Source organism: Sinomonas mesophila, assembly GCF_001999765.1.
Lineage (GTDB): Bacteria > Actinomycetota > Actinomycetes > Actinomycetales > Micrococcaceae > Sinomonas > Sinomonas mesophila.
In genome coordinates this window covers 354832-381524 of sequence record NZ_MTIC01000003.1, presented here as the reverse complement: position 1 = coordinate 381524, position 26693 = coordinate 354832, and the positions used below count along the sequence as shown (strand labels likewise).

At 71.6% G+C, this 26693-nt stretch carries 24 protein-coding genes; 1 reads left to right on the top strand and 23 read right to left on the bottom strand.

The features are described 5' to 3' along the window. Positions 1-4: 4 nt before the first annotated feature. The 13 genes from BV907_RS13070 to BV907_RS13010 form a co-directional block, all read right to left on the bottom strand. A complete protein-coding gene (locus BV907_RS13070; protein ID WP_077490144.1) occupies positions 5-286 on the bottom strand; it encodes a F0F1 ATP synthase subunit epsilon in 282 nt (93 codons plus the stop codon). Next, positions 287-1738, bottom strand: coding sequence for a F0F1 ATP synthase subunit beta (atpD, locus tag BV907_RS13065; RefSeq protein WP_077490143.1), 1452 nt, complete (start codon positions 1736-1738; stop codon positions 287-289). Between the two features lie 64 nt (positions 1739-1802). Then, positions 1803-2693 carry a F0F1 ATP synthase subunit gamma gene (locus BV907_RS13060; protein ID WP_077490142.1) on the bottom strand — a complete coding sequence of 297 codons (891 nt, stop codon included), beginning with the start codon at positions 2691-2693 and terminating at the stop codon, positions 1803-1805. Positions 2694-2770: 77 nt separating this feature from the next. Beyond that, entirely contained in the window at positions 2771-4408 is a 1638-nt protein-coding gene (atpA, locus tag BV907_RS13055; protein ID WP_077490141.1) for a F0F1 ATP synthase subunit alpha, read from the bottom strand. Between the two features lie 87 nt (positions 4409-4495). Further along, a complete protein-coding gene (locus tag BV907_RS13050; protein WP_077490140.1) occupies positions 4496-5329 on the bottom strand; it encodes a F0F1 ATP synthase subunit delta in 834 nt (277 codons plus the stop codon). Further along, positions 5329-5880 (bottom strand): F0F1 ATP synthase subunit B, encoded by a 552-nt coding sequence (locus tag BV907_RS13045; RefSeq protein ID WP_077490243.1) that lies wholly within the window; start codon positions 5878-5880, stop codon positions 5329-5331. Before BV907_RS13045 ends, BV907_RS13050 begins: the two co-directional genes overlap by 1 nt. 55 nt (positions 5881-5935) lie before the next feature. Continuing rightward, entirely contained in the window at positions 5936-6139 is a 204-nt protein-coding gene (gene atpE, locus BV907_RS13040) for an ATP synthase F0 subunit C (RefSeq protein WP_005268527.1), read from the bottom strand. A 68-nt stretch (positions 6140-6207) separates the two neighbouring features. Continuing rightward, positions 6208-7008 (bottom strand): F0F1 ATP synthase subunit A, encoded by an 801-nt coding sequence (gene atpB / locus BV907_RS13035; RefSeq protein ID WP_139346760.1) that lies wholly within the window; start codon positions 7006-7008, stop codon positions 6208-6210. An 87-nt stretch (positions 7009-7095) separates the two neighbouring features. Continuing rightward, positions 7096-7416 (bottom strand): AtpZ/AtpI family protein, encoded by a 321-nt coding sequence (locus BV907_RS13030; RefSeq protein ID WP_077490139.1) that lies wholly within the window; start codon positions 7414-7416, stop codon positions 7096-7098. Next, positions 7409-7873, bottom strand: a complete 465-nt coding sequence (locus tag BV907_RS13025; RefSeq protein ID WP_077490138.1) for a hypothetical protein — start codon at positions 7871-7873, stop codon at positions 7409-7411. The genes BV907_RS13030 and BV907_RS13025 overlap by 8 nt, the downstream gene beginning before the upstream one ends. Before the next feature lie 114 nt (positions 7874-7987). Beyond that, positions 7988-9019 carry an MraY family glycosyltransferase gene (locus BV907_RS13020; RefSeq protein ID WP_077490137.1) on the bottom strand — a complete coding sequence of 344 codons (1032 nt, stop codon included), beginning with the start codon at positions 9017-9019 and terminating at the stop codon, positions 7988-7990. After that, complete coding sequence (locus tag BV907_RS13015) at positions 9016-10875, bottom strand: polysaccharide biosynthesis protein (protein ID WP_077490136.1); 1860 nt, start codon at positions 10873-10875, stop codon at positions 9016-9018. The genes BV907_RS13020 and BV907_RS13015 overlap by 4 nt, the downstream gene beginning before the upstream one ends. A gap of 115 nt (positions 10876-10990) precedes the next feature. Beyond that, entirely contained in the window at positions 10991-12793 is a 1803-nt protein-coding gene (locus BV907_RS13010; protein ID WP_077490135.1) for a glycosyltransferase, read from the bottom strand. Between the two features lie 115 nt (positions 12794-12908). Between BV907_RS13010 and BV907_RS13005 the strand changes: the two genes are divergently transcribed. Further along, positions 12909-13895, top strand: coding sequence for an NAD-dependent epimerase/dehydratase family protein (locus tag BV907_RS13005; protein ID WP_077490134.1), 987 nt, complete (start codon positions 12909-12911; stop codon positions 13893-13895). On the opposite strand, the gene BV907_RS13000 is transcribed toward BV907_RS13005, so the two are convergent. The 10 genes from BV907_RS13000 to BV907_RS12955 all read right to left on the bottom strand — a co-directional run bounded on the left by BV907_RS13000 (position 13834) and on the right by BV907_RS12955 (position 26591). Next, positions 13834-14610: an L-threonylcarbamoyladenylate synthase gene (locus BV907_RS13000; protein WP_425441635.1), complete on the bottom strand. Its 777-nt coding sequence runs from the start codon at positions 14608-14610 to the stop codon at positions 13834-13836. The two genes, BV907_RS13005 and BV907_RS13000, sit on opposite strands and share 62 nt — an antisense overlap. A gap of 5 nt (positions 14611-14615) precedes the next feature. Continuing rightward, complete coding sequence (prmC, locus tag BV907_RS12995; protein ID WP_077490132.1) at positions 14616-15593, bottom strand: peptide chain release factor N(5)-glutamine methyltransferase; 978 nt, start codon at positions 15591-15593, stop codon at positions 14616-14618. Positions 15594-15609: 16 nt separating this feature from the next. Beyond that, the gene (gene prfA / locus BV907_RS12990) at positions 15610-16683 is read right to left on the bottom strand and encodes a peptide chain release factor 1 (RefSeq protein ID WP_077490131.1); all 1074 of its coding nucleotides are present in this window, start codon (positions 16681-16683) and stop codon (positions 15610-15612) included. Positions 16684-16807: 124 nt separating this feature from the next. Beyond that, positions 16808-18955 carry a transcription termination factor Rho gene (gene rho, locus BV907_RS12985; protein ID WP_077490130.1) on the bottom strand — a complete coding sequence of 716 codons (2148 nt, stop codon included), beginning with the start codon at positions 18953-18955 and terminating at the stop codon, positions 16808-16810. Between the two features lie 294 nt (positions 18956-19249). Next, positions 19250-20272: a homoserine kinase gene (thrB, locus tag BV907_RS12980; RefSeq protein ID WP_077490129.1), complete on the bottom strand. Its 1023-nt coding sequence runs from the start codon at positions 20270-20272 to the stop codon at positions 19250-19252. Beyond that, complete coding sequence (gene thrC / locus BV907_RS12975) at positions 20272-21420, bottom strand: threonine synthase (RefSeq protein ID WP_077490128.1); 1149 nt, start codon at positions 21418-21420, stop codon at positions 20272-20274. Before thrC ends, thrB begins: the two co-directional genes overlap by 1 nt. Continuing rightward, a complete protein-coding gene (locus BV907_RS12970; protein WP_077490127.1) occupies positions 21420-22757 on the bottom strand; it encodes a homoserine dehydrogenase in 1338 nt (445 codons plus the stop codon). Before BV907_RS12970 ends, thrC begins: the two co-directional genes overlap by 1 nt. Before the next feature lie 17 nt (positions 22758-22774). Beyond that, positions 22775-24325, bottom strand: a complete 1551-nt coding sequence (gene lysA, locus BV907_RS12965; RefSeq protein ID WP_245827953.1) for a diaminopimelate decarboxylase — start codon at positions 24323-24325, stop codon at positions 22775-22777. Positions 24326-24328: 3 nt separating this feature from the next. Next, positions 24329-25984, bottom strand: a complete 1656-nt coding sequence (argS, locus tag BV907_RS12960; protein ID WP_077490126.1) for an arginine--tRNA ligase — start codon at positions 25982-25984, stop codon at positions 24329-24331. Positions 25985-26060: 76 nt separating this feature from the next. Continuing rightward, complete coding sequence (locus BV907_RS12955) at positions 26061-26591, bottom strand: MFS transporter (protein ID WP_077490125.1); 531 nt, start codon at positions 26589-26591, stop codon at positions 26061-26063. Between the last annotated feature and the right edge of the window lie 102 nt (positions 26592-26693).

Here is a 26693-nt window from a genome sequence, read left to right as displayed (position 1 = left end):
CTGGCTAACGGATCCCCGCGGCCGACTCGCCGATCTTCGCGTTGTCGGCGACGATCACGACACGGTTGCTGTCGACGGAGAAGAAGCCAGCGTCGACCGTGGCCGTGATCCGCGAGCCGGTGACCGGCTCGATCGCAATCTCGCCCGCATGCAGGATTGCCAGCAGCGGCGTGTGGCCGGGAAGGATCCCGACCTCGCCGTCCGCCGTGCGGGCCTTGACCATCTTCGCCGGGCCGGACCACACGAAGTGGTCCGCCGCGACGATCTCGACCTCGAGCTCAGCCATCTACTTGGTCTGCTCCTGGATCTTGGCCCAGTTGCGCTCGACGTCGTCGAGGCCGCCCACGTTGAAGAAGGCCTGCTCGGCCACGTGGTCCAGCTCGCCGTCGCAGATGGACTTGAAGCCCTCGATCGTGTCCTTGATGGAGACGGTCGAACCCTCGACACCCGTGAACTGCTTCGCGGTGTAGGTGTTCTGCGAGAGGAACTGCTGGATGCGGCGGGCGCGGGCCACGACGATCTTGTCCTCTTCGGAGAGCTCGTCGACACCGAGGATCGCGATGATGTCCTGCAGCTCCTTGTTCTTCTGGAGGATCTGCTTGACGCGCACGGCCGTGTCATAGTGGTCCTGGCCGATGTACTGCGGGTCGAGGATGCGTGACGTCGAGGTCAGCGGGTCCACGGCCGGGTACAGGCCACGCGAGGCGATCTCACGCGAGAGCTCGGTCGTCGCGTCGAGGTGCGCGAACGTCGTGGCCGGGGCCGGGTCGGTGTAGTCGTCCGCGGGGACGTAGATGGCCTGCATCGAGGTGATCGAGTGGCCACGCGTCGAGGTGATGCGCTCCTGGAGGATGCCCATCTCGTCGGCGAGGTTCGGCTGGTAGCCCACGGCGGACGGCATGCGGCCGAGCAGCGTGGAGACCTCGGAGCCCGCCTGCGTGAAGCGGAAGATGTTGTCGATGAAGAGCAGCACGTCCTGGTTCTGCACGTCGCGGAAGTACTCCGCCATCGTCAGAGCCGTGAGCGCGACGCGAAGGCGCGTTCCCGGCGGCTCGTCCATCTGGCCGAACACGAGCGCCGTGTCCTTGAGCACGCCGGCCTCGTCCATCTCGACCCAGAGGTCGTTGCCCTCACGCGTGCGCTCGCCGACGCCGGCGAACACCGAGGTGCCGCCGAAGTTGCGGGCAACGCGGGTGATCATCTCCTGGATGAGGACGGTCTTGCCGACGCCGGCGCCGCCGAAGAGGCCGATCTTCCCACCCTTGATGTACGGGGTGAGGAGGTCGATGACCTTGATGCCGGTCTCGAGCATCTCGGTCGAGCCCTCGAGCTGCGCGAAGGACGGGGCCTTGCGGTGGATCGGCCAGTGGTCCGAGGCCTGGATCTCGGACTCGTCGACGTCGAGCGGCTTGCCGAGGACGTTGAAGATGTGGCCCTTGACGCCGTCGCCGACGGGGACGGAGATCGGGGAGCCCAGGTCGACCACCTTGGTGCCGCGGACGAGGCCGTCCGTGGCCTGCAGCGAGATGGCGCGGACGAGGTTGTCGCCGAGGTGCTGGGCCGTCTCGAACGTGATGGTCCGGGTCGTGCCGCCGAGGGTGATCTCGGTGGTGAGGGCGTTGTAGATGTCCGGGATCGCGTCGGCCGGGAACTCGACGTCGACAACCGGACCGATCACGCGGGCAATCCGGCCCGTCGCGCCGGCGGTCGCAACCGCTTCAGAGGCAGTGGCAGTCATCTTTCTCACTTCTTGGTAGATGGCGTGGAATCAGTCTATTCAGTGGTGCCTGCGAACCGTCGGCTCAGGCGTTGAGGGCATCGGCGCCGGCGATGATCTCGGTCAGCTCCTGCGTGATCTCCGCCTGGCGGGCGGTGTTGCGCAGTCGCGTGTACTTCTTGATCAGGTCCGTCGCGTTGTCGCCCGCGTTCTTCATCGCCCGCTGGCGCGACGCCAGCTCGCTGGCCGCCGACTGCAGCATCGCCGCGAAGATCCGCGACTCGATGTAGCGCGGCAGGAGCGCGTCGAGCACCTGCTCGGGCTCCGGCTCGAACTCGTACAGCGGAAGGAGCTCCTTCGCCTCCGCAGCGTTCTCCTCGACGACCTCGAGGGGAAGCAGGCGGACGACGGTCGGCTCCTGCACCACCATCGACTTGAACTGCGTGTAGACGACGTGGATCTCGTCGACCCCACCGTCCTCGTACCGGGTCGCGAAGGCCTCGAGGAGGACCTCGCTGATCTCCCGGGCCGTGGCGAACTCGGGGTTGTCGGTGCCACCGGTCCACACCCGCGCGTACTCGCGGCCACGGAAGTCGAAGTAGGCCTGGCCCTTGCGGCCGACCAAGTAGGTGGCCACCTCCTTGCCGTCTCCGCGCAGCAGCTCGGTGAGCGACTCGGTCTGCTTGAGGATGCTGGCCGAGTAGGCGCCGGCCTGGCCCCGGTCTGCCGTGAGGACCAGCACCGCCGCACGACGCACCTGAGTGGGCTCGGTGGTCAGCGGGTGGTCGATCTCGGACGAAGAGGAGACAGCAGAAACGGCGCGAGTAATGGCATTCGCGTACGGCAGGGAGGCGGCCACGCGGGCGCGCGCCTTGCCGATGCGGGAGGTGGCAATCAGCTCCATCGCCTTGAACATCTTGCGCATCGACGTCGTCGAGGCGATCTTCTGGCGGTAGACCCGGATCTGGGCTCCCATTCTTGTCCTTTCCTCACCCTCGCTTGACGGACGGGCCGGGGCCGTTCGCCCCGGCCCATCCGCTCAGCAGCAGGGAATCAGCGCTTCTGCTTGACGATCTTTTCCTGGGTGACGTCGCCCTCGGCCAGAGCATCGTGCTCCTCGTGGCCGGCGCCGACCAGGCGGCTGTCGCCCTCCCCGAAGAAGCCCTTCTTGAAGTCCGCCACGGCGGACTTGAGGGCCTCGACGGTGTCGTCGTCCAGCACGTTGGTCTGGGCGAGCGTCGTCAGGACCGAGGTCTTGCGCTTGAGGTAGTCGTGGAAGTCGCCCTCGAAGCGGCGCACGTCCTCGACCGGGACGTCGTCCAGGTGGCCGTTCGTGCCGGCCCAGATGGACACAACCTGCTCCTCGACCGGGAACGGCGTGTACTGGCCCTGCTTGAGCAGCTCCATGAGACGCGCGCCGCGGGTGAGCTGCTGGCGGGAGGCCGCATCGAGGTCCGATGCGAACATCGCGAACGCCTGCATGTCGCGGTACTGGGCGAGGTCGAGCTTGAGCGTGCCCGAGACCTTCTTCATGGACTTGACCTGGGCGGCGCCGCCGACGCGGGACACCGAGATGCCGACGTCGACCGCGGGACGCTGGTTCGCGTTGAACAGGTCCGACTGGAGGAAGATCTGGCCATCGGTGATCGAGATGACGTTCGTCGGGATGTAGGCCGAGACGTCGTTCGCCTTGGTCTCGATGATCGGCAGGCCGGTCATCGAGCCCGCGCCGAGCTCGTCGGAGAGCTTCGCGCAGCGCTCGAGCAGGCGGGAGTGCAGGTAGAACACGTCGCCCGGGTACGCCTCGCGGCCCGGCGGGCGGCGGAGGAGGAGCGACACGGCGCGGTACGCCTCGGCCTGCTTGGACAGGTCGTCGAAGATGATCAGGACGTGCTTGCCGCCGTACATCCAGTGCTGGCCGATCGCGGAGCCCGCGTACGGCGCGAGGTACTTGAAGCCGGCCGGGTCGGACGCCGGGGAGGCGACGATCGTCGTGTACTCGAGGGCGCCGCGGTCCTCGAGGGTCTGGCGCACGGCCGCGATCGTGGAGGCCTTCTGGCCGATCGCGACGTAGACGCAGCGGACCTGCTTCGTGACGTCGCCCGAGGCCCAGTTGGCCTTCTGGTTGATGATCGTGTCGACGGCGATGGCGGTCTTGCCCGTCTGACGGTCGCCGATGATGAGCTGGCGCTGGCCGCGGCCGATCGGGATCATCGCGTCGATGGCCTTGAGGCCGGTCTGCATCGGCTCGTGGACCGACTTGCGCTGGGTCACGCCGGGGGCCTGGAGCTCGAGCGCGCGGGAGGACTCCGCGGCGATCGGGCCGAGGTCGTCGATCGGCTGGCCCAGCGGGTCCACGACGCGGCCGAGGAAGGCATCGCCCACCGGGACCGAGAGGATCTGGCCGGTGCGGTGCACCTCCTGGCCCTCCTCGATGCCGGTGAAGTCGCCGAGGATGATGACGCCGATCTCGCGGACGTCGAGGTTCTGGGCCAGGCCCAGCGTGCCGTCCTCGAAGCGGAGGAGCTCGTTCGCCATGACCGAGGGGAGGCCCTCGACACGGGCGATGCCGTCACCGGCGGTGGTCACACGGCCGACCTCGACGCGCTCAGCCGTACCGGGCTCGTAGGAAGCCGCGAAGTCATTCAGCGCATTGCGGACGTCGTCGGCATTGATGGTCAATTCGGCCATCTTGCAGTCCCTGCTCTCTTGAGTGTCATGGTCATCGGAGCGGATCTGTCTGCGATGACCGGATTGTCTACTACGAAGTGTGCTGCCTCAGCGGGCGTGCGTGGCCAGCTGGCGGCGCAGCTCGCCGAGCCGTGCCACGGTCGAGGCATCGAGCACCTCATCGCCGACCGTCACGCGGAGCCCGCCGATCAACCGCGGGTCCACGGTCGTGTTCATCTTGAGCTCGCGCCCGTAGAGGCGATTGAGCCCGGACTGAAGACGCTCGGCCTGGCCGCCGTTGAGCGGGCGCGCGACGGCGACCTCGGCGATCCAGCGCTTCTGGCGACCCGCGGCGAGCGCGGCAAACTTCTCGACGAGCGCCGTTGGCTTGGCCCCGCGCGGGGCCGCGGCCGCCTGGCCGATGAGGAGCTTCGCCTCCTCGGACGCCTCCGGGGCGACCCGGAGCGCGAGGGAGCGCTTGGCATCCGTCGATGCCTGCGGCTCGGTCAGGGCAGCCTGGAGTTCGTGGTTGCCCTCGACCACGCGGTTGAACGCGAACAGGTCGTTCTGGAGGCGTTCCAGACCGCTGAGCCCGTTCGAGGCGCCGATGCCCTGCTCCGCCACGGCGATCGCCACGGTCGAGGCGAGGGTCTCGAGTGCATCGCTGATGTCGCGGGCGTCAGCCCACCGCGAGGCGGCCAGCCTGGCCGTGATCTCGACGGCGTCGGCGGACACCTTGCCCTCCAGGAGGCTGCGCACGAGGGCCGACTTCTCCGCGCCCTCGCGGGACGGATCGGTCAGCGCCCGGCGCAGGCCCGCGGAGCTGTCAAGGATGCCGAGGACGCCGAACAGCTCGCGCGCCAGCGACAGCGAGGCCGTGGGCAGCGTGGTCTCCAGGTCCGCAAGCGCTGCGGCCAGCGATTCGCTCGATACTCCTGCCATTACTTCGCTGCACCTGCGTTCTGGGTCTCCAGCTCGTCGAGGAAGCGGTCCACCACGCGGGAGGCGCGCTCGTCGTCGTCCAGGGACTCGCCGACGATGCGGCCGGCCAGCGTCGTGGCCAGCGTGCCGACCTCGGCGCGGAGCGACGCGACCGCCTGCTGGCGCTCGGCCTCGATCTGCGCGTGGGCCTGCTCGGTGATGCGGTCGTACTCGGCCGCGGCCTTCTCCTTGAGCTCGGCAAGGATCTGGGAGCCCTCGGCGCGGGCCTCCTCGCGGATGCGGTTGGCCTCGGTGCGGGCGTCCGTGAGCTGCTTCTTGTACTCCTCGAGGGCCGCGGAGGCCTCCGCCTGGGCCTTCTCGGCCTTGGCGATGCCGCCCTCAATGGCCTCGGCACGCTCAGCGAACGTCTTCTCGAACGCCGGGACGACGAACTTGACGACGATGAAGAGCAGCACGGCGAAGCCGATGGCGGTGACGAGCACCTCCCACCAGTTCGGCATGAGCGGGCTCGCGGCGCCCTCGGTGGCGGCGCGGACAATCAGCTGGTTCATGTGCTCCACCCCTCCTATCTACTCGGTACTGGCTCCGTGTCTGCCTGGTGCTGGATCAGAGCACGAAGGCGAACACGAGACCGAGGATCGCGAGCGCCTCGGTCAGCGCGAGGCCAAGGAACGCGATCGGCTGGAGCACACGCTGGGCCTCCGGCTGACGGGCCACACCGTTGATGTAGGCAGCGAAGACGAGACCCACGCCGATGGCACCACCGATAGCGGAGAGACCGTAGCCGACGAGGTTGAGGTTGCCTTCCATTGTTTTCCTTTCAGGTTGCCCGCGCGGGCAGTGTTGGGTTCGGTTCATCCCCCGGTGAGGGGGAAGTCTCAGTGGGCGTCGGCGTGAAGCGCGCCCTGGATGTAGATCGCGGTCAGCAGCGTGAAGACGTAGGCCTGCAGGACCATGATCAGCGCCTCGAGCCCGTACATGGCGGTGGCGCCGACCAGCACGAGGAGCGACGTGCCCTGGAGGAGGACGTTCTCCTGGGCGATGAGGAACGCGATGCCGGAGCCGGCGAGGGCGACGACGAGGTGGCCGGCCAGCATGGTCGCGAAGAGACGGAGGCTGTGCGTCATCGGGCGGACGATGAAGTTCGAGATGATCTCGATCGGGACGACGATCGGGAGGATGAACCACGGCACGCCGCTCGGGACGATCGTGAGCTTGATGAAGCGCGGGCCGTACTTGCGCAGGCCGACGCCGATCCAGGTGATGTATACGAAGCCCGCGAGGAAGTACGCGCCGCCCACGTGGGACATCGTCGGCAGCTGGAAGAACGGGATCGCGCCGTAGATGTTGTTCACGAGGATGAAGAAGAAGAGCGCGAACAGGAGCGGGACGAACTTCATGAAGTCCCTGCCGCCGATGATGTCCTTGCCGATCGAGTTGCGCACGAAGCCGTACGCGCTCTCGCCGAGGAACTGCAGCTTGCCCGGGACGAGCTGGCCCTTGCGCGACGCGGCGATGAAGAACCAGGCGATGAAGACGACGGAGAGGAGCACGAGCAGCATCTGCTTCGAGAAGCCCTCGCCCTCGCCCCACGGGAAGATGGCCGGGAGGTGCATGTCCTCGAGGGTGGGCGGGGTGAAGGTGCCGCCGTCAGCGGCCGGAAGCGCGAGCGGGGTCAACGCAATTCCTCTCTGCAGTGTCCATCGTCGGGCAGATGCTGGGGCGAGTGGCTTCGACCCCCACATGTGAAATTTTCGGGTGCTCCATCAGTCGCGGTCCTCGCCCCTCGCATCCCGGCCGTCGGTGCTCCCGTGGGGATCCGTGCGACGCTGCGAGAAGAGCCCGTGCTTGATGGTCAGGTAGATGCCGCCGGCAATCCCCACAAGGGCGCCAGCGAGCACGAGCCAGCGGGTTTTCAGGAGATTGTCCAGCCCCCACCCTATCAAACTCCAGACAACGATCCCGCCGATGACGTAGCTGAAGACAGCCATGCCGGCGTTGTAGCCGCCGTCGCCGTCGGGGCCGTTCTCCGGGCCGTTTTCGGGCTCGTTCTCGCGGCCGCTGGCACGCGGGTCCGGGTCAGCCACGGGGTCCCTCCTCGGAAGAGCCGTCGGAGTCACCGAAGATCAGCAGGCGCAGCCGGCTGAAGGAGAGGACCTCCACCACCTGCCACACCACCACCGTGACGATGCCGGACGCACCGAACCAGGGGCCGTCGACCCACCCGGGCCGGCCGAGCCACAGCAGCAGCGCGGCGAAGCCGACGATCTTGAGCACGTAGACCACCGCGAACGCGCCGATCGCGCCGGAGGGGTTCCGGCGTCCGATCGCGTGACCGGCCAGGAGGCTGATCGCGAAGAACGCGATGACGACGCTGGCCGCGAAGGCGACGCTGCCGGCGGCGGGGGGTCCTGCCGCGGCCAGGGCGACGCCGGCGAGCACCGCCGCGGCCGCCGCGCTGGCGCCCGTGCAGCGTGCCGCGAGGCCTAGCCATGGGGAGCCGACGACGCCCTGGGGGCCGGAGGGGCCCGGTCGGTGCGTCATTCGGGTCATGTCATGCCGATCGTCGGCGGCCTGCGTGTCAAGAGGCCCGCGGTGGGAGGGTCATCACTATTCTACACGCCATAGAACTTGCGGTTCGCGCCCGCTCCCCCAGTGCTACGCCCTGCGTCGCACGCGCAGCAGCACGCCGATCCAGCGCGGCGCCGTTAGGTAGGCCACGAGGACGACGGCGGCACCCGTCTGGGCGGCGACGGTCCCCGCAGGCGTCGCGGACACCGCGTAGAACCCGGCGGCCCCGACAAGGAGCGTCGCGGCGGTGACGAGCGCGGCGACGGCGACGTGGCTCAACCCGACGTCCGTGAGCTTCTGGTACACGTGCTCGCGGTGCGAGGCGTACCACCGCTTCCCGGCGGCCATGCGCCGCACGAGCGTCGTGAACGTGTCCGCAAGGTACACGAGGACGGGCGAGAAGACGTACTCGAGCCGGATCTCGGCGAGGAAGGCGGCGACCGCCGCGAAGGCGATGCCCGCCCCGAGGAGGTAGCTGCCGACGTCGCCCATAAACATGCGGCCGCGCACGAGGTTCCACGGCAGGAAGCCGGCGAAGGCGGCCGCGAGCAGGACACCCGCGGCCACGAGCCAGGCCTGGCCCACGACGGCGCCCGCGGCGGCATAGAGCCCGCCCACGGCGACGGCGTGGAGGCCCGAGATCCCGTTGATCCCGTCCATGAAATTGGCCACGTTGATGTACGCGGCAACCGCGAGCGCGCCGAAGGGCAGCCACCAGAGGCCCTTGCCCGTGATGAGCAGGAGCGCGAGCGTCCCCGCCGCGCCGAGCGCGAGCTGCAGGCCCGCCCGGCTCACGATCGACAGGCCGCGCAGGTCCTCGGCCCAGCCCACCGCGGCCGCCGCGGCGGAGCCGGTGACGACGCACACGGCCAGCCACACGCCGTCGTCCGCGGCGCCCGTGGCGAAGGCGAGGGCCCAGCCCGCCGCGAGCCCCGCCGCGATCGTCAGGCCGAGGCCGCGGACGGTGGGCTGCGTGTGCGAGGAGCGCTCGCTCGGCAGGTCCACAACCCCCAGGCGCGCGAGGAGCGGGTGCGCGACGACGGGCAGCGCCGCGCTCACGGCGAAGGCGACGATCCCCGCGAGGAGGACCAGGAGCGCGTCGCCCGGCAGGGCGCTCATGCCGCGCCCGATCCGCGCAGGCTCTCGTGCGAGAGCTCGGTCTCCTCCTGCACCTGGGCCTCGAACATGGCCTCCTCCGAGCGCTCGCACTCGGCGAGCCAGCGCTCGTAGTCGAGCTGCTCGGGCGGCATGCCGGAGGCGGCCGCGTGCGAGATCTTCGGGTGGAGGGGCCGCACGTCCGCGACGTCCGGATCGACGAGGTCCTCGTGGAGCTTCTCCGCCGGCCGCAGGCCTGTGTAGACGATCTCGATGTCCCTCCCGGACATCGCGATCATGCGCCGCGCGACGTCAAGGATCCGCACGGGCTCGCCCATGTCGAGGATGAGCACCTCTCCCCCGGTGCCGATGGCCCCGGCCTGGATCACGAGCTGGCAGGCCTCGGGGATCGTCATGAAGAAGCGCGTGACCTCGGGGTGCGTGACAGTCACGGGCCCGCCGTTGCGGATCTGCTCCGAGAAGAGCGGCAGCATGGACCCACGGCTGCCCATGACGTTGCCGAAGCGCACCGAGACGTACTTGCGCCCCGTCCTCCCCGCCATCCACGCGGTGAGCCGCTCGGCCATGCGCTTGGAGTGGCCGAGGACGGTCGTGGGGGAGGCTGCCTTGTCGGTGGAGATGTTCACGAAGGCCTCGACGCCGGCGGCCTCGGCCGCGCGCAGGACGTTGAGCGTGCCGAGCACGTTGGTCTTCCACGCCTCGCCCGGGTACTGCTGGAGCAGCGGCGCGTGCTTGAGGGCCGCGGCGTGGAAGACGACCTCGGGACGGCGTTCGGCGAAGACGGCCGCGAGGTTCGCGCCGTCGCGGATGCTCGCGAGCACCGTGTCGCTGCCGGCAAGGAGGCCACGGCCCGTGAGCGAGATCTGGGTCTGCTGGAGGGCCGTCTCGTCGTGGTCGAGCATGATGAGCTCGGCGGGCTCGAAGGGATGGATCTGGCGGCACAGCTCGGAGCCGATCGAGCCGCCGGCGCCCGTGACGAGGACGCGCTTGCCCGTGATGTACCCGGCGATGTCCTCGACCGTGATGTCGACGGGCCGGCGGCCGATGAGGTCCTCGACGGCGACCTCGCGGAAGTCGGTGACGCTGTGGGAACCGCCTCCGAGCATGTCCTTGAGCGGCGGGAGGACGAGGACCTTGACCCCGAGCCCCGCGACGTGGTCCGAGACCCCGCGGATGAAGGACGCGTCCGCGGCGGCGAAGGCGAGGATGAGGACCGTCGCGTGGGTGCGGCGGACGAGCTCGGGCAGATCGTCGCCCGTGCCGAGGACCTGGACGGAGGAGACCCGCAGGTGCTTCTTCGCGGGGTCGTCGTCGACGAAGCCGGCCGGGAAGTATGGCGACGCCGGGTCCTGCATCATGCGCGAGACGAGGTTGGTCCCGAGGAAGCCGGCGCCGTAGACGAGGGCCTGCTGCGCGTTCGCGCCGGGCTTGGCCTTGCTCTCGACCACCATGCGCTTCGCATACCGCGTCGCGGCCATGAAGAGGGCCGCGAACGGGAACGCGATGACTCCCGTGCTGCGCGGGATCTGGAGCGTGAAGCCGAGGAACGTGCTGAGCAGGACGAGGATCGTGGCGACGATGAGCGTCACGGCGACGAGGAGCCGCGCCTCCTCGAAGCTGCCGAAGCTGTGCCGGCCCTGGTACAGGGCCATGCTGAAGCCGACGAGGGCCTGGCTGCCGATCGCGAGCAGGCTGAAGACCGCGACGCCGCTCGGCGTCATCGTCTGCTCCGTGAGCTCGTAGCGCAGGACCACGGCCATGAGGATCGCGAGGGTCCAGGCGCCGGCGTCGAGGAGGAACTGGATCCAGCGCCACAGCACCGGCCTCGGGGCCTCCGGAGTGGTTGCGCGCTCGGTCATGGGCGTTTCAGTGACTCTCTCTAGCGGGAGGCCGCGCTCTCGCGGCCTGGCGGCATGCTGAACCAAGATACTCCGATTCGCGCGCCTCCCCCGTCCGGCGCACGACGGCGGCTGGTCACCGTGGGGCGACCATCCGGCGGTAGCGCCGGGCGCGCACCGCGGTCGGCAGGAATCGGTAGACCGCGCGGACGGCGACGTTGCGCAGCCACTGCCCGGGGCCCACGAACCCGCCCGCGCGGAGCTGGGCCTGGACCACGAGGTCACCGCGGAACGCGCGCAGCCCTCCCCTGCGCTCGTAGGCGCCCCCGGAGACCCGGTAGCGCACGAGCGGCTCGGCGAGGTTGCGCACGTCGGCGCCCGCGGCGATCATCCGTGCCCACAGCCACCAGTCCTCGGCGCCGGGCACCTCCTGGTAGCCGCCGACAGCGTCGACGGCGGCGCGGCGGAACACGACGGTGGGGTGGTTGAACGGGTTGCGCGCGTGGGCCGTGCGGGTGATGACGGACGGCGCAGTCGGCACGGCGCGGTGGGCGACGACGGTGTCCTCGTCGTCGCCGATCTCCTCCATCGCGCTGCCCACGAGGTCCGCGCCGGCCTCGATGACGGGCAGCTGGGCGGCGAAGCGCCGCGGGAGCGAGACGTCGTCGGCGTCCGCGCGGGCCACGACGGCGTGCGTGCACTCGGCGAGGCCGAGGCCGAGGGCCGCGGTGAGGCCCACGTTGTCCGCGAGCTCGAGGACCCGCACGGAGGTGCCAGGCCCGGCGATGGCGGCCGCGTCGTCGAGCGCGGCCTGCAGCTCGGCGCCGACCGGCCCGTCGCGCACGATCACCGCCTCGGCGGGGGGCCTGGCCTGCTCGCGCGTGCTCGAGGCGAGGGCGCGGCGGAAGCGCTCGGGCGTGTCGCCGTCGTACACGGCCATGAGCAGCGAGAACGGCAGGGGTGCCTCCGCCCGGTCGGACGAGGTCCGCGCCACCTGCGGAACGGGCCGCAGGGGGTAGACGCCCGCGAGCACCTCGGCGTTGGGCCGCGGCGCGCGCAGCCCGTCGAGCGCCCCGCGCACGAGGCAGCGTACGAGCACGCCGCGGTCGGAGGAGTTCGCGAACGTGCGCACCCAGATCCGCCCCGTCGCGTAGGTGAAGGCGAGCCTCTCCCACGGCGCGAGCGACTGCGACCGGCCGTAGGTCCAGAAGCGGTTGCGCACCTCGTAGTAGAAGCGCGGGCCGGGGTCGACGTCGGTCGTGCCGAACTTCTTCGTGTGGTGCACGACGACGGACTCGGGCGCCTGGATCGCATCGTTGAAGCGCGCGAGGCGGGTCGTGTGCTCGAAGTCGTCGGCCCAGAGGAAGTAGTCGGCGATCGGCAGGCCGAGCTCGCGCACGGCGTCGGCCGAGAGCAGGCACGAGACGTAGGAGGCGCTGCGGATCGGCATCGCGCCCACGGCGGCGGCGCGGCGGCGCTGGGCCGGGGTGGCCGCGAACCACTCGACCATCGTGTTCATGGGGTGCTCGCGGCCGTCGGTCCACAGGACGCGGCTCGCCACGACGGTGGGGCGCTGCTCGGGGGCGGGCGCGTAGTCGGTCCAGGCCCGCACGGCGGCGGCGAGCGTGCCGGGCTGGGGCTCGGTGTCGTCGTCCATGACCCACACGAGGTCCGCGGCGTGGTCGAGGACGGCGCGCTCGATCCCGACGGTGAAGCCGCCCGCCCCGCCCACGTTCGTGCCGAGCTCGACAAGGTCAAGCTCGAGTCCGAGGCCCAGCCCGCGCACCATGTCCGCCGAGCCGTCGCTCGAGGCGTTGTCGACGACGACGACCGCATCCGGCCGCAGCTCGCCGCCTGCGATCCCCGCGAGGGTGCGGGCCAGGAGCTCGCGGCGGTTGAAGCTCACGACGACGGCGACGACGCGGGGTGCAGGGCTCATGCTGGGGTCAGGACCTCTTCGCGGGGGGCTGGGCACGTTCACGATACCTGCTGCGAGGCGGTGCCCCAGACCCGGTGGGGAAGCAGCACGTCCCGCCGCGCCTACGATGGGTGCCATGGCCGAGCAGACGCAGCACCCCCGGCAGGCGCAGCCGCACTGGTTCGTGGTCGGTGCGGGAGGATTCGTCGGGGCCGGGATTGCGAACGAGCTGCGGACACGCCGCCTGCAGTTCTCGGAGCCGCACGCCGAGCGCGTCGCTACCTCCGCACGCACCCCGGAGGCAGTGATCCAGGCCGCGGACGCCCGTGGGGACCTCGTCGCCCGCGTGTCCGCGGGCATCACGCCGGGGGCCTTCGTCATCAACGCGGCGGGCCTCGCGTCGCCCGACGCTGCCGAGGACGACGCGCTCTACGGCGCCAATGCCCTCTGGCCGGCCGTCCTCGCCCTCGCGTGCGCGCGCTCCGGCGCCGCGCGGCTCGTGCACCTCTCGAGCGCGGCGGTCCAGGGCGAGCGCCCCGTCCTCGACGAGACGTGGGAGACGAGCCCCTTCTCGCCCTACTCGCGCTCGAAGGCCCTCGGCGAGGCGGCGCTGCGGCAGCTCGCGCCGCGGCTTCCGGACGGCATGCTCACCATCCTGCGCGCCACGAGCGTCCAGGGCGCGGGCAGGCGCACGACGGCGTCGCTCGCCCGCGTGGCCGCCTCGCCGCTCGCGTCGGTCGCGGGGGCCGGGGACGCGCCGTCGCCCGTGAGCTCGCTCGCCGCGCTCGCGCAGTTCGCCGTCGACGTCGCCGAGGCGCGGCCGGACCGGCTCCTCGTGCTGCAGCCGTGGGAGGGCATGACGGTGCGCGGCGTGCTCGAGGCGGCGGGCGGGCGGGCGCCGCTGCGGCTGCCCGCGCCGCTGTGCCGGGCCGCGGTGGCCGCCGGCTACGCGCTCTCGCGGCTCGCGGGCGGGCGGCTCCACGGGGCTGTGCGCCGCGCCGAGGTCATGTGGTTCGGCCAGTCACAGGCTCCCGGCTGGGCCGAGGAGGCCGGCGCCCTGCCTAGGCCCCGGGCCGCTGCTGTCCTGCGTCAGGCTGCCCAGGCGCGGGCGCGGGCTCGCTAGCAGGCTCCGGCTCCTCGCTAGCAGGCTCCGGCTCCTCGCCATGGCCGAGGAGGTCCGGCGCCACATCGCGCAGCTCTGCCAGGCCCAGGGCGCCCTCGCGGACGATCCGCAGGCGCTCGCCCGTGCAGTCCACGATGGTCGAGGGCACGCCGCTCGCGGCTCCCTCCGAGTGGTCGGCGCTGCGGGGGCGGAACCCGTCCTCGAGGTACACCTCGACGCTCTCAGCAAGCTGCTCGCGCGCCTCCGCCCCGGTCTGGGCCGCGGCATGGCCCGTGCGGTTGGCGCTCGAGACGGCGAGCGGCCCCGTGACCGTCAGGAGCGCCTGGGCGAGCTCGTCGTCGGGGATGCGCAGCGCGACGGTCCCCCGGGTCTCGCCGAGGTCCCACGTGAGCGAGGGCTGGGCGTGCACGATGAGCGTGAGCGGCCCCGGCCAGAACTTCTCCGCGAGGGCGCGCGCGGCGGCGGGGACGTCGGTCGCGAGCCCGTCCATGGTCTGCAGGCGCGGGATGAGCACGGGCGGCGGCATCGAGCGGCCGCGGCCCTTCGCCGCGAGGAGCGTCGCGACGGCCTGGGCGGAGAACGCGTCGGCCGCGATGCCGTAGACGGTGTCGGTCGGCATCACCACGCACTGCTTCTGGGCGATCGCGCGCTGGGCGTGGGCGAGGCCCTCGGCACGCTGTTCCGGATCCGTGCAGTTGTAGGTCGTGGTCGTCACGGCCCTCATTCTTCCATGGCTTTTTTCGCGGCTTCTTTCACGGCTTCTTCCACGGCTTCTTCCGCTGCGCGGGTGGCGCTCGTGGCCCGCGCGAGCCCGTTGAGGTCGACGTGCGAGGCCACGGACGTCCAGGCCGGGTCGCGTGCGAGGAGCCGGGCAAGGCGGTCCCCCTGGACCTCCGCGTGCTCCATGACGAAGAGCCCCCCGGGGCGCAGCAGCCTGGCTGCCGTGGCCGCCGCGGCGAGCGGCATCTCGAGGCCGTCCTGTCCCCCGCCGTAGAGGGCGAGGTCCGGATCATGCTCGGCGGCCTCGGGATCGCGCGGGACCATGTCGGCGGGGATGTACGGCGGGTTGCTCACGACGGCGTCGACCGTCCCGTCGAGCGCGGGGAGGGCCGTGCGCAGGTCGCCGAGCACGAGCTCGACGCCGTAGGGTGCGAGGTTCCGCTGTGCCCAGGCGTGCGCGAGCTCGGAGAGCTCGACCGCGTGGACCTCGCTGCCCGGGTGCTCGTGGGCGATCGACGCCGCGATCGCGCCCGAGCCGGTGCCGAGGTCGACGACGACAGGCCGCCGGGACTGCGCGGGCCGCCCATCCTGCTGGGACTGCGCGGGCCCGAAGCGCTCCGCGAGCCAGTCGAGCACAAGCTGCACGACGCCCTCCGTCTCCGGCCGGGGCACGAAGACCCCCGGTCCCACGGCGAGCGTGATGTGGCGGAAGTGCGCGACGCCCGTGAGGTGCTGGAGGGGGATGCGGCGGGCCCGCTCGGCCACGAGCTCCCAGAAGGCATCCCCGAACCCCTCAGGGATCGGCGCGCCGGTGATCGCGAGGGCGCGCAGCCGGCCGAGGCCGCAGCCGAGCAGGTGCTCGGCGAGCTGCTCGGCGTCGGCCCGGGGGCTCGGCACGCCGGCCTCGGCGAGCATGGCCGCGGCGGAGCGCAGGGCAGCGCCGAGGTCCGTGCCGGCGCCCTCGCGACCGTCGCTCATGCTGCTGTCATTTCGGTCATTCGCCGATCGCGTCGAGGCGCGCCTGCTCGTCCAGGTCGATGCACGACTGGATGACGGGGCCGAGGTCGCCGTTCATGACGGCGTCGAGGTTGTACGCCTTGTAGCCCGTGCGGTGGTCCGCGATCCGGTTCTCGGGGTAGTTGTACGTGCGGATGCGCTCCGAGCGGTCCATCGTGCGGACCTGGGACTTGCGCTGCTCGGCGTTCTCGGCGTCGATCTGCTCCTGCTGGTGCGCGAGGAGGCGCGAGCGCAGCACGCGCATCGCGGCCTCGCGGTTCTGCAGCTGGGACTTCTCGTTCTGCATCGCCACGACGATCCCGGTGGGCAGGTGGGTGATGCGCACGGCGGAGTCGGTTGTGTTGACGCTCTGCCCGCCCGGCCCCGAGGAGCGGTACACGTCGATCTTGAGGTCGTTGGCGTTGATCTCGATCTCCTCCGGCTCATCGACCTCGGGGAAGACGAGCACGCCCGCGGCGGACGTGTGGATGCGGCCCTGCGACTCGGTCACGGGGACGCGCTGCACGCGGTGGACGCCGCCCTCGAACTTGAGGTGCGCGAAGACGCCCTCGGCCGGGTCGTTCGAGGAGCCCTTGACCGCGATCTGGATGTCCTTGTAGCCGCCGAGGTCGGACTCTGTCGAGGACAGGACCTCGGTCTTCCAGCCCTTCGACTCGGCGTACCGCGTGTACATGCGGGTCAGGTCGGCCGCGAACAGCGCCGCCTCGTCGCCGCCCTCGCCGCCCTTGACCTCGAGGATCACGTTGCGGGCGTCGTTGGGATCGCGCGGGATGAGGAGCCGGCGCAGCCTCTCCTGGGCAACAGGCAGCTGCTCGTCGAGCTGGACCACCTCGTCCGCGAAGTCCGGGTCCTCGCTGGCCATCTCGCGCGCGGCGTCGAGGTCGTCGCGGAGCTGCTTCCAGCGGCCGTAGGCCTCGACGATGCCGTTGAGCTGAGCGGAGCGGCGGCCGAGCTTCCGCGCGAGCGCCTGGTCCTGGTAGACAGCGGGGTCGCTGAGCTGCTTCTGCAGGTCTGCGTGCTCGTCCAGCAGTCCTTGCACGGACTCGAACATGTCGGGGGCCTTTCGTCGAAAAGTGCGAAATGGGGGCGGTGGGGGGCCACGCGGGGGCGCGGGTTAAACGCTGACGACGGCGGCCGGCGCCTGGGTGCCCAGGGCCGGCCGCCGCCGTGAGTCGCTAGTGCTTGTCGTTCTCCGACTTGGACGCGAGCGTCGTCTTCTGCACCTGCAGGAGGAACTCGACGTTGGACTGCGTCTCGCGGAGCTTCGACGTGAGCAGCTCGAGAGCCTGCTGGGTGTCCAGGCCAGCGAGCACGCGACGCAGGCGCCACATGATCTTGACCTCTTCGGGCGAGAGCAGGTTCTCCTCGCGGCGCGTGCCCGACGCATTGACGTCCACGGCCGGGAAGATGCGCTTGTCCGCGAGGGCGCGGGAGAGGCGCAGCTCCATGTTGCCCGTGCCCTTGAACTCCTCGAAGATGACCTCGTCCATCTTGGAGCCGGTCTCCACGAGGGCCGTGGCGAGGATCGTCAGCGAGCCGCCGTTCTCGATGTTGCGCGCGGCGCCGAAGAAGCGCTTCGGCGGGTAGAGCGCGGCCGAGTCGACACCGCCCGAGAGGATGCGGCCCGACGCCGGGGCCGCGAGGTTGTACGCGCGGCCGAGTCGGGTCATCGAGTCCAGGAGCACGACGACGTCCATGCCCATCTCGACGAGCCGCTTGGCGCGCTCGATCGCGAGCTCGGCGACCGTCGTGTGGTCGTCGGCGGGGCGGTCGAAGGTCGAGGCGATGACCTCGCCCTTGACCGAGCGCTGCATGTCCGTGACCTCTTCGGGCCGCTCGTCCACGAGCACCATCATGAGGTGGACCTCAGGATTGTTGGCAGTGATCGCGTTCGCGATGGACTGCAGGATGAGCGTCTTGCCGGCCTTCGGCGGCGAGACGATGAGGCCGCGCTGGCCCTTGCCGATCGGGGCCACGAGGTCGATGACGCGCGGGCCGATCTTCTTGTTCTCGGTCTCGAGGCGGAGGCGCTCAGAGGGGTAGAGCGGGACGAGCTTGCCGAACTCGACGCGGCCCCTCATCTCGTCGGGGGTCTTGCCGTTGACGCTCGTGACGCGCACGAGGGCGTTGAACTTCTGCCGGCTGCCCTGGCCCTGGCGGCCGCCGCCGCTGCCCGGGTTGTCCTCGCCATCGCGCGGGGCGCGGATCGCGCCGACGACGGCATCGCCCTTGCGCAGGCCGTTCTTCTTGACCTGGGCGAGCGGGACGTAGACGTCGTTCGGGCCCGGCAGGTAGCCGGACGTGCGGATGAAGGCGTAGTTCTCGAGAACATCGAGGATGCCGGCGACGGGCACGAGCACGTCGTCCTCGGTCACCTCGGTATCGTCGACCTCGGGGCCGGCGCCGCGACGGCCGCCGCGGTCCCGCATCCGCTCGTTGCGGTCGCGGAAGCGGTCGCTGCGGTCGCCGCGCCCGCCCTGCTCGGCGCCCTCGCGGTCGCGATCACGCCCGCGCCGGGACCGGCGGGAGCGGCGTCCGCCGCCCTCCTCCTGCTCGGCCTCCTCGCGCTCGCGGCGGGACGGCTGGCGCTCCTGGCCCTCGTCCGTCCGCTCGCGGCCCTCGCGGCCACGGCGACGGCGGCCCTCGCCGGCCTCGGCGGGCTGCTCGGCCGGGGCCTCGGCGGGCGCCTGCACCGCGGCGGCCTGCTCGGCGGCCTGCTCCGGTGCGGCCTCGGCGGGCGCCTGCACTGCGGCGGCCTGCTCTGCGGCTGCCTCCTGCTCGGCGGAGCCCTGAGCCGCCTCAGCGCGGCGGCTGCGACCGCGGGCGCGGGCGGGACGGGTGGTCTCGGTGGGTGCCTCGGCCGGGGCGACGGCGGGCTGCCCCGCGGCGGGGGCCTCGGCCGGGGCTGCCTCGGGGGCGGCGACGCCCGCGGCGGCCGCGGCGGCTGCAGCGCCGGCGGTGACGACGCCGTCGCTGCCCGCGCGGCGGCGGGTGCGGCCACGGGTGCGGCCGGGGGCCTCGGCCTGCTCGGCGGCGGCCTCGGCCGCGGGGGCCTCGGCGGCTGCTGCCTCCGGCGTGGCCGCCGGCGCCGCCTGCTCTGCGGCCGCCTTCGCGGCGCCGCGTCCGGACGGGCGGCTCACGGGCTCGCCCTTCTGGTGAGCGGAAATCGCGGCGACGAGATCGCCCTTGCGCATGCGGGACCCACCGGTGATGCCCAGCTGGGAGGCCAGAGCCTGGAGCTGCGCCAGCTTGAGGCCGGCGATGCCCTTGGACTCGGAGGCGGAGGATTCCACGGCTGGGGTCAGCTCAGTGGTCTGTGTCACGGATGATCCTTCCGGAGTCGACTGCGCGGCTTCAGCGGCCAGCGCAGCGGGGTCGTGGCCGCCGACTCGAGCGGCGACCAGGCTGGGGCACTGCGGGGCCTGAGGCCGGGCAGGGCCGTAGTCGAACAGCCCGCCCCGAGCGTGCGGGAGGATCCATGAGCTGCTTGCGGGGACAGCCGCGAGCAGCCTGACCGGCTGCAGAGCTGGAGGGGCGGCACCCTCTGCCGGGAACCTGGCATCAGGAAGGCTGCTGAGAGTCCCTTACTAGACCGGCTACGCCTGACTGAGGCAGATTCACCGCGGGTGCACGTCCACTTTAGCACCTTCACGGTCAACAGCCAGCCGCAGGACACGCCAGCCAGTCACAGACGCCCGTCCCTGCTCGGTGTCGATAGTCCCTGCGCCGCCTCCGTGCGCGAAGCGCTCGACCGCCGCCTGGACCTCGTCGGCCTCCTGCTCGCCGTCCGCGAGCACGAGCACGGTGGGCCCCGCGCCCGAGACGACCGCAGCGTGCCCCTCCGCCCGCAGGCGCTCGATCAGCAGGGCGCTGGGCTCCATGGCCGTCGAGCGATAGCTCTGGTGCAGGTAGTCCTCGGTGCCCGGGAGCAGGAGCGACGGATCCCGCGTGAGCGCATGCACGAGCAGCGCCGCGCGGCCCGAGTTCGCCGCCGCCGCGTGGTGCGGGACCGAGGAGGGCAGGAGCGAGCGCGCGAGCTCGGTCGAGAGCTCGAAGTCCGGGATCGCGACAATGGGGACGACGGTGCGGACGACGTCGGCGACGGCCGTGCGGAACGACTCGCCCTCCTGCCACGAAAGCGCGAGCGAGCCGAAGATCGCGGGCGCGACGTTGTCCGGGTGGCCCTCGATCTCGCTGCACAGCTGGAGCGCCCACTCGCGGCCCGGCCTGTCGGCGGGATCGACGAGCTCCGCCGCCGCGAGGACCGCCGCCGCCGTCGCGGATGCCGACGAGCCGAGGCCGCGCCCGTGCGGGCTCACGTTCTCCGCCGCGAGGCGCAGGCCCTTTCGCGCGTAGCCGAGGCGGGCGAGGGCGGCGTCGATCGTGCGAACCACGAGGTGGCTCTCGTCGCGCGGGAGGGACTCGGCGCCCTCGCCCCGCAGGTCGAAGTCCAGCCCGCCGTCGTCCGACGTCTCGACGGTGACGGTGTCGTACAGGGCCAGGGCGAGGCCCAGGCTGTCGTAGCCGGGGCCGAGGTTGGCGCTCGTGGCCGGGACACGCACGGTGACGCGCTGCCCCGGCCGCACGAGGCGCAGCCCGTGGCGCGACGCGAGGCGCGGATCGGGGGAAACTGCAGACATCAGACGGCCGACTCGAGCCCCAGAGCGGCGGCGACGGCCACGACGTCGTTGCTCACCTTGAACGGCTCGACCTCGCTGCCGTCCTCGGTGCGCAGGGCCCACTGCGGGTCCTTGAGCCCGTGGCCCGTGACGGTGCAGACGATCGTCTTCCCACTCGGCACCTGGCCGGCGGCGTGCCGCTTGAGCAGGCCCGCGACCGACGCGGCGGAGCCGGGCTCGACGAAGACGCCCTCCTTCGAGGACAGCCAGCGGTGCGCGGCAAGGATTTCTTCGTCCGTCACGGCGTCGATGAGGCCGCCGGACTCGTCCCTCGCGGCCACGGCCGTGTCCCACGAGGCGGGGTTGCCGATGCGGATCGCGGTCGCGATCGTCTCGGGGTGCGTGATCGGGTGGCCCGCGACGAAGGGGGCGGCGCCGGCGGCCTGGAAGCCCCACATGACCGGGAGCTTCGTCGACACGGACGGGAGGGTGCGGCCCTCGCCTGCACCGGACGCGGCGTCGGCCTCGCCCTCCCCTGCGCCGTACACCGTGTCCTTCGCGTACTCCTTATAGCCCTTCCAGTACGCGGAGATGTTGCCCGCGTTGCCGACCGGGAGGACGTGGATGTCCGGGGCGTCGCCGAGGGCGTCGACGATCTCGAAGGAGGCCGTCTTCTGGCCCTCGATGCGGGCCGGGTTGACCGAGTTCACGAGGAACACGGGGTACGACTCGGCGAGCTTGCGCGCGATCTCGAGGCAGTCGTCGAAGTTCCCGTCGACCTGGAGGAGCTGCGCGCCGTGGGCGATCGCCTGCGAGAGCTTGCCGAGCGCGATCTTGCCCTCGGGCACGAGGACGGCGCACGTGAGGCCCGCGGCGGTCGCGTACGCGGCGGCCGAGGCCGACGTGTTGCCGGTCGAGGCGCACACGACGGCCTTCGCGCCCGCGGCGACGGCCGCGGTCATGGCCATGGTCATGCCGCGGTCCTTGAAGGAGCCGGTCGGGTTCATGCCCTCGACCTTCAGGTACACGTCCGAGCCCGTGAGCTCCGAGAGCTCCTGGGCGTACACGAGCGGCGTGCCGCCCTCGCCCAGGGTGATGACCCTGGTCGACTCGGTGACGGGCAGGCGGTCGGCGTATTCGCGGATGACTCCGCGCCACTGGTGGGCCACTAGACTCCTTCGACTCTCAGGACGCTCGTCACGGACTCGACGACGTCCAGGTTCCTGATGTCCGCCACGGTGGCGGCGAGGGCGGCCTCGGAGGCCGCGTGGGTGACGAAGCGCAGCTCGGCGCGCCCGTCGGGGATGGCGTCGGCGTCGGACACGCCCTGCGCGCCAGCGCCATCGATGCGCTGGCGCATCGTCTCGATCGAGACGCCGTGCCCCGCGAACACGGACGCGACGCGGGACAGGACGCCCGGCTGGTCGGCGACCTCCAGGCCGATGCTGTAGCTCGTCGTCACGGACTCGGGGCCGAGGATCGGCAGGTCGCGCGTGGACGTGTTCGTGCGCCCGGGAACCCCCTGGACGAGCCGGCGCGCGGTCGAGACGACGTCGCCCATGATCGCCGAGGCGGTCGGGGCTCCGCCGGCGCCCGCGCCGTAGAACATGAGCGAGCCAGCGTTCTCGGCCTCGACGAAGACGGCGTTGAAGGCGCCGTGCACGGCGGCGAGCGGGTGCTTCCGCGGCAGGAGGGTCGGGTGCACGCGAACGCTCACGCCCTCCGAGCCGTCTGCGTCGCGCACGAGCTCTGCGATCGCGAGCAGCTTGATCGTGAACCCGGCGTCCTGAGCGGCGGCGATGTCCCCGGCGGTGACCTTCGTGATGCCCTCGCAGCGGACGTCGTCGAGCGCGACGCGCGTGTGGAACGCGAGTGAGGCGAGGATGGCCGCCTTGGCCGCGGCATCGAGGCCCTCGACGTCGGCCGTCGGGTCCGCCTCGGCGTACCCGAGCCGCTGCGCCTCGGCGAGGACGTCGGCGAACTGCGCGCCGGTCGTGTCCATCGCGTCGAGGATGAAGTTCGTGGTGCCGTTGACGATCCCGAGGACGCGCGTGATGCGGTCGCCCGAGAGGCTCTCACGGATGGGCCGGATGATCGGGATCGCCCCCGCGACGGCGGCCTCGAAGTTGAGCTCGGCGCCCGTGCGCTCGGCCTCGTCGAAGAGCGCCGCGCCGTCCTGGGCCAGGAGGGCCTTGTTGCCGGTCACGACCGACGCGCCGCGGCCGAGGGCCTGGAGGATGCGCGTGCGGGCGGGCTCGATGCCGCCCATGAGCTCGATTACGAGGTCGGCGCCCTCCACGAGGGCCTCGGCATCGGCCGTGAAGAGCTCGCGCGGGAGGTCGACGTCGCGCGGCGCGTCGACGTTGCGCACGCCGATCCCCGTGAGCTCGAGGCGGGCGCCGGCGCGCGCGGTGAGCGCCTCGGCGTCGTCGAGGAGGATGCGCGCGACCTGCGCGCCCACCGTGCCGCCGCCCAGCAGCGCGACCTTCAGGGTCCTGTCCGTCATTCGGTCTCCCATCAGCTTCAAGCTCCCATGTCGCGCGAGAGCAGGTCTTCTTCGGTCTCGCCGCGCACGATCCAGCGGGCAGAGCCGCCGTCGACGGCCACGACGCCGGGGCGGGCGAGGTAGTTGTAGTTGCTCGAGAGCGCCCAGCAGTACGCTCCGGTGCCGGGCACGGCGAGCAGGTCGCCCGCGCGCACGTCATCGGGCAGGTAGGAGTCGCGCACGACGATGTCGCCGCTCTCGCAGTGCTTGCCCACGACCCGCGAGAGCTGCGCCGACGCGGACGAGGTGCGGGACGCGAGCGCCACGGAGTAGTCGGCGTCGTAGAGGACAGGCCGGGCGTTGTCGCTCATGCCGCCGTCGACGGAGACGTAGCGGCGCACGGCGGTCTCGTCGCCGTCGTTCTCCGAGGGCACATCAACGACTGGCACATCAACGACGACGTCCTTGATGGTCCCGACCTCGTAGAGCGTGAACGTCGTCGAGCCGACGATCGCGCGGCCGGGCTCGATCGAGATGCGCGGGGCGTCGATGCCGAGCCGCGCGCACGTCTCTCGAACGACGCCGGCCAGCGCCCGGGCGATCTCGGCCGGCGGCCGTGGGGTGTCCCCGGGCACGTAGGCGATCCCGTAGCCGCCGCCGAGGTCGAGCTCGGGAAGGGCCGCGCCGTAGGCCGGGCGCATCGCGGCGACGAACGTCAGGAGCTTCACGGCCGCGAGCTCGAAGCCCTCGGGGTCGAAGATCTGCGAGCCGATGTGGCAGTGCACGCCGAGCAGCTCGATGCTGTCGTGGTCCACGGCCGCCGCGACGGCCTCCTCCGCGGCGCTCGCCTCGGTTCCGCCGTGCTCGCCGACGAAGCCGGCGCTGGCCGTGCCCGGGGCCAGCGAGAGGCCGAACTTCTGGTCCTCGTGCGCGGTCGCGATGAACTCGTGCGTATGGGCGTGCACGCCGGGGGTGAGGCGCAGCATGACCTTCGCCCGGGGTGCCTCTCCCCCATCCGGCCCGGTGCCTGGCGTGTCGGTGCCCCGCGCGGCGGCGATCCGGGCCACGCGCTCGAGCTCATCGAGGCTGTCCACGATGATCCGGCCGACGCCCATGTCTAGCGCGCGGACGATCTCGGCGTCGGACTTGTTGTTGCCGTGCAGCCCGATGAGCTCGCCCGCGAGGCCGGCCTTCGCGGCCACGGCGAGCTCGCCTCCCGAGGCCGTGTCGAGGCGCAGGCCCTCCTGCCCGACCCACGTCGCGACGGCGCTGCACAGGAACGACTTGCCGGCGTAGTAGACGTCGACGCCGCCGCACACGTCGGCGAACGCGGCGTCGAACGAGTCCTTGAATTCGCGCGCGCGGCGGCGGAAGTCAGCCTCGCTGAGCACGAACAGCGGCGTGCCGAAGCGCTCCTTGAGCACCGCGACGCCGAGCCCGCCGACGGTGAGCTCCCCGCCCGCGGTCCGCTCGACGTCGTGCGCCCACATCTTGGGCTCGAGCGCGTTGAGGTCCTGCGGCACGTCGAGCCACGCGGGCGCGAGCGGCGAGGCGGCCCGCGACGCGGGCGCCGATGCGGTCTGTCCCACTGCCTACATCCTCTCCGGCGCCGAGACGCCCAGCAGCCTGAGGCCATTGGCAAGCACCTGGCTCGTGGCGTCGTTGAGCCACAGGCGGGTGCGGTTGAGGTCGGTGACCTCCTCGTCGCCCAGCGGCGCGATGCGGCAGTTGTCGTACCACGAGTGGTACGCGGCCGCGATGGTCTCGAGGTGCCGGGCCACGCGGTGCGGCTCGCGGAACTCGGCGGCCTTGCCCACGATCGAGGGGTAGGCCGCGAGGTGCGCGATGAGCTCGTTCTCGGTCTTGTGGTCCAGCAGCGCGGCGTCGAACGCGTCCTCGCCGCCGACCGTGCGCTCGACGCCGGCCGCGACGGCGTTGCGCGCCGCGCCGCGCGAGCGGGCGTGCGCGTACTGGACGTAGAACACGGGGTTCTCGTTCGTGTTCTTCTTCAGCAGCTCGGGGTCGAGAGTGAGCGGCGAGTCGGCGGGGAAGCGCGCGAGCGAGTACCGCACCGCGTCCTTGCCGAGCCAGTCGATGAGGTCCTTGAGCTCGATGATGTTGCCGGCCCGCTTGGAGAGCTTGGCGCCGTTGACCGAGACGAGCTGCCCGATGAGCACCTCGATGTTCGCCTCCGGGTCGTCGCCCGCGCACGCGGCGATGGCCTTGAGGCGGTTGACGTAGCCGTGGTGGTCGGCGCCGAGGAGGTAGATCTTCTCGCCGAAGCCGCGGTCCTTCTTCGAGAGGTAGTAGGCGGCGTCGGCGGCGAAGTACGTCGGCTCGCCGTTGGCCCGGATGAGCACGCGGTCCTTGTCGTCGCCGAAGTCGGTCGTGCGCAGCCACACGGCGCCGTCCTCGTCGAAGACGTGGCCCTGCTCGCGCAGGCGGGCGACGGCGGACTCGATCGCGCCGGCGTCGTGCAGGGACTTCTCGGAGAAGTAGACGTCAAAGGAGACGTCGAAGGCCGCGAGGGTCGCCTTGATGTCCTTCATCTGCGCCTCGTACGCGGCGTGGCGCACGATCGGCAGGGCCGCGTCCTCGGTGAGCTCGCGCACATCGGGGTGGGCGGTGAGCACGTCGTGGCCGAGGTCCACGATGTACTGGCCCGGGTAGCCGCCCTCGGGGACGTCGCGGCCGTGCAGGCGCGACAGGACGGAGTTCGCGAACACGTTCATCTGGCTGCCCGCGTCGTTGATGTAGTACTCGCGCGTCACCTTCGCCCCCGAGGCGCGCAGGACGCGGGCGATCGAGTCGCCGAGTGCGGCCCATCGGGTGTGGCCGATGTGCAGGGGCCCGGTCGGGTTCGCCGACACGAACTCCATGTTGACGACGTGCCCCTCCAGGGTGTCGTTCGTCCCGTAGGCCTCGCCCGCCTCGACGATGGTCTTCGCGAGCGCACCGGCCGCGGCGGCGTCGAGCGTGACGTTGAGGAAGCCGGGGCCCGCGATCTCCACGGAGGCGACGCCCTCGAGGCCGCCGAGGCGCTCGGCGAGGATGCCGGCGAGCTCACGCGGGTTCATGCCCGCCTTCTTGCCGAGCTGGAGGGCGATGTTCGTCGCCCAGTCGCCGTGCTCGCGGTTCTTGGGGCGCTCCACGCGGATGTCCTCCGGCACGTCCACAGAGATCTCGCCGGCGCGCACGGCGTCGGCAAGGCAGGCAGAGATAGCGGCGGAGAGTTCTTCGGGAGTCACGGCCTATAGCCTACCGGCGCGGGACTGCCGCCCTGAAACCAGTCCACTGCCTGAGCCGGGATGCGACGCCAGGCACTCACCGAGCAGCGAGGACGCCCTCGTCGTCGTCCACGAAGCCCCGCCGGCTGATCACCCATCCCGCCGCGGCGAGCACCGCGAGCGTCGCGCCGAGGAACGCGAACAACGCCGTCCACTCCCCCGTCGCGTCGTGGAGCCACCCCGTGACCAGAGGCCCGAGGCACGCGAGCGCCGACCAGAGGGACGGCGCGGCGCCCGGCGCGAGCCACAGGCCGGCCTCCTGCGGCGGGAGGCCCGCGTCCGCGAAGACGGAGGGGATCCACGCGAACATCCCGTACGTGTTGAGTGACGTGCAGCCGAAGACGAGCGCGAGAGCCCACGCCGTCGGCGAGCGCCACACCCTCACTGGCCCGGTGTGGGGCGGGGGCGGGCCGCCGCCCAGGCGGCCCTGGGATGCGGCTCCCGGACCGTCGGGGCTGTCGCTGCGCACGACGGCGCCGGGCTGGCCCTCGCGCGGCGCCCGCCCGCCGTCGTGCGCGGGGCGCAGCGCCAGGCCAAGCCACGGCAGGACCGCGACGACGTTGAGCACGGCCCAGGAGGCGCTCCGGACGCCCCCGCGTAACCATTCTCACGTGCAATTACCTCAGCCTACTTTGGCCAAGCAGATTCCTAGGAGATATCTCTTCTCACG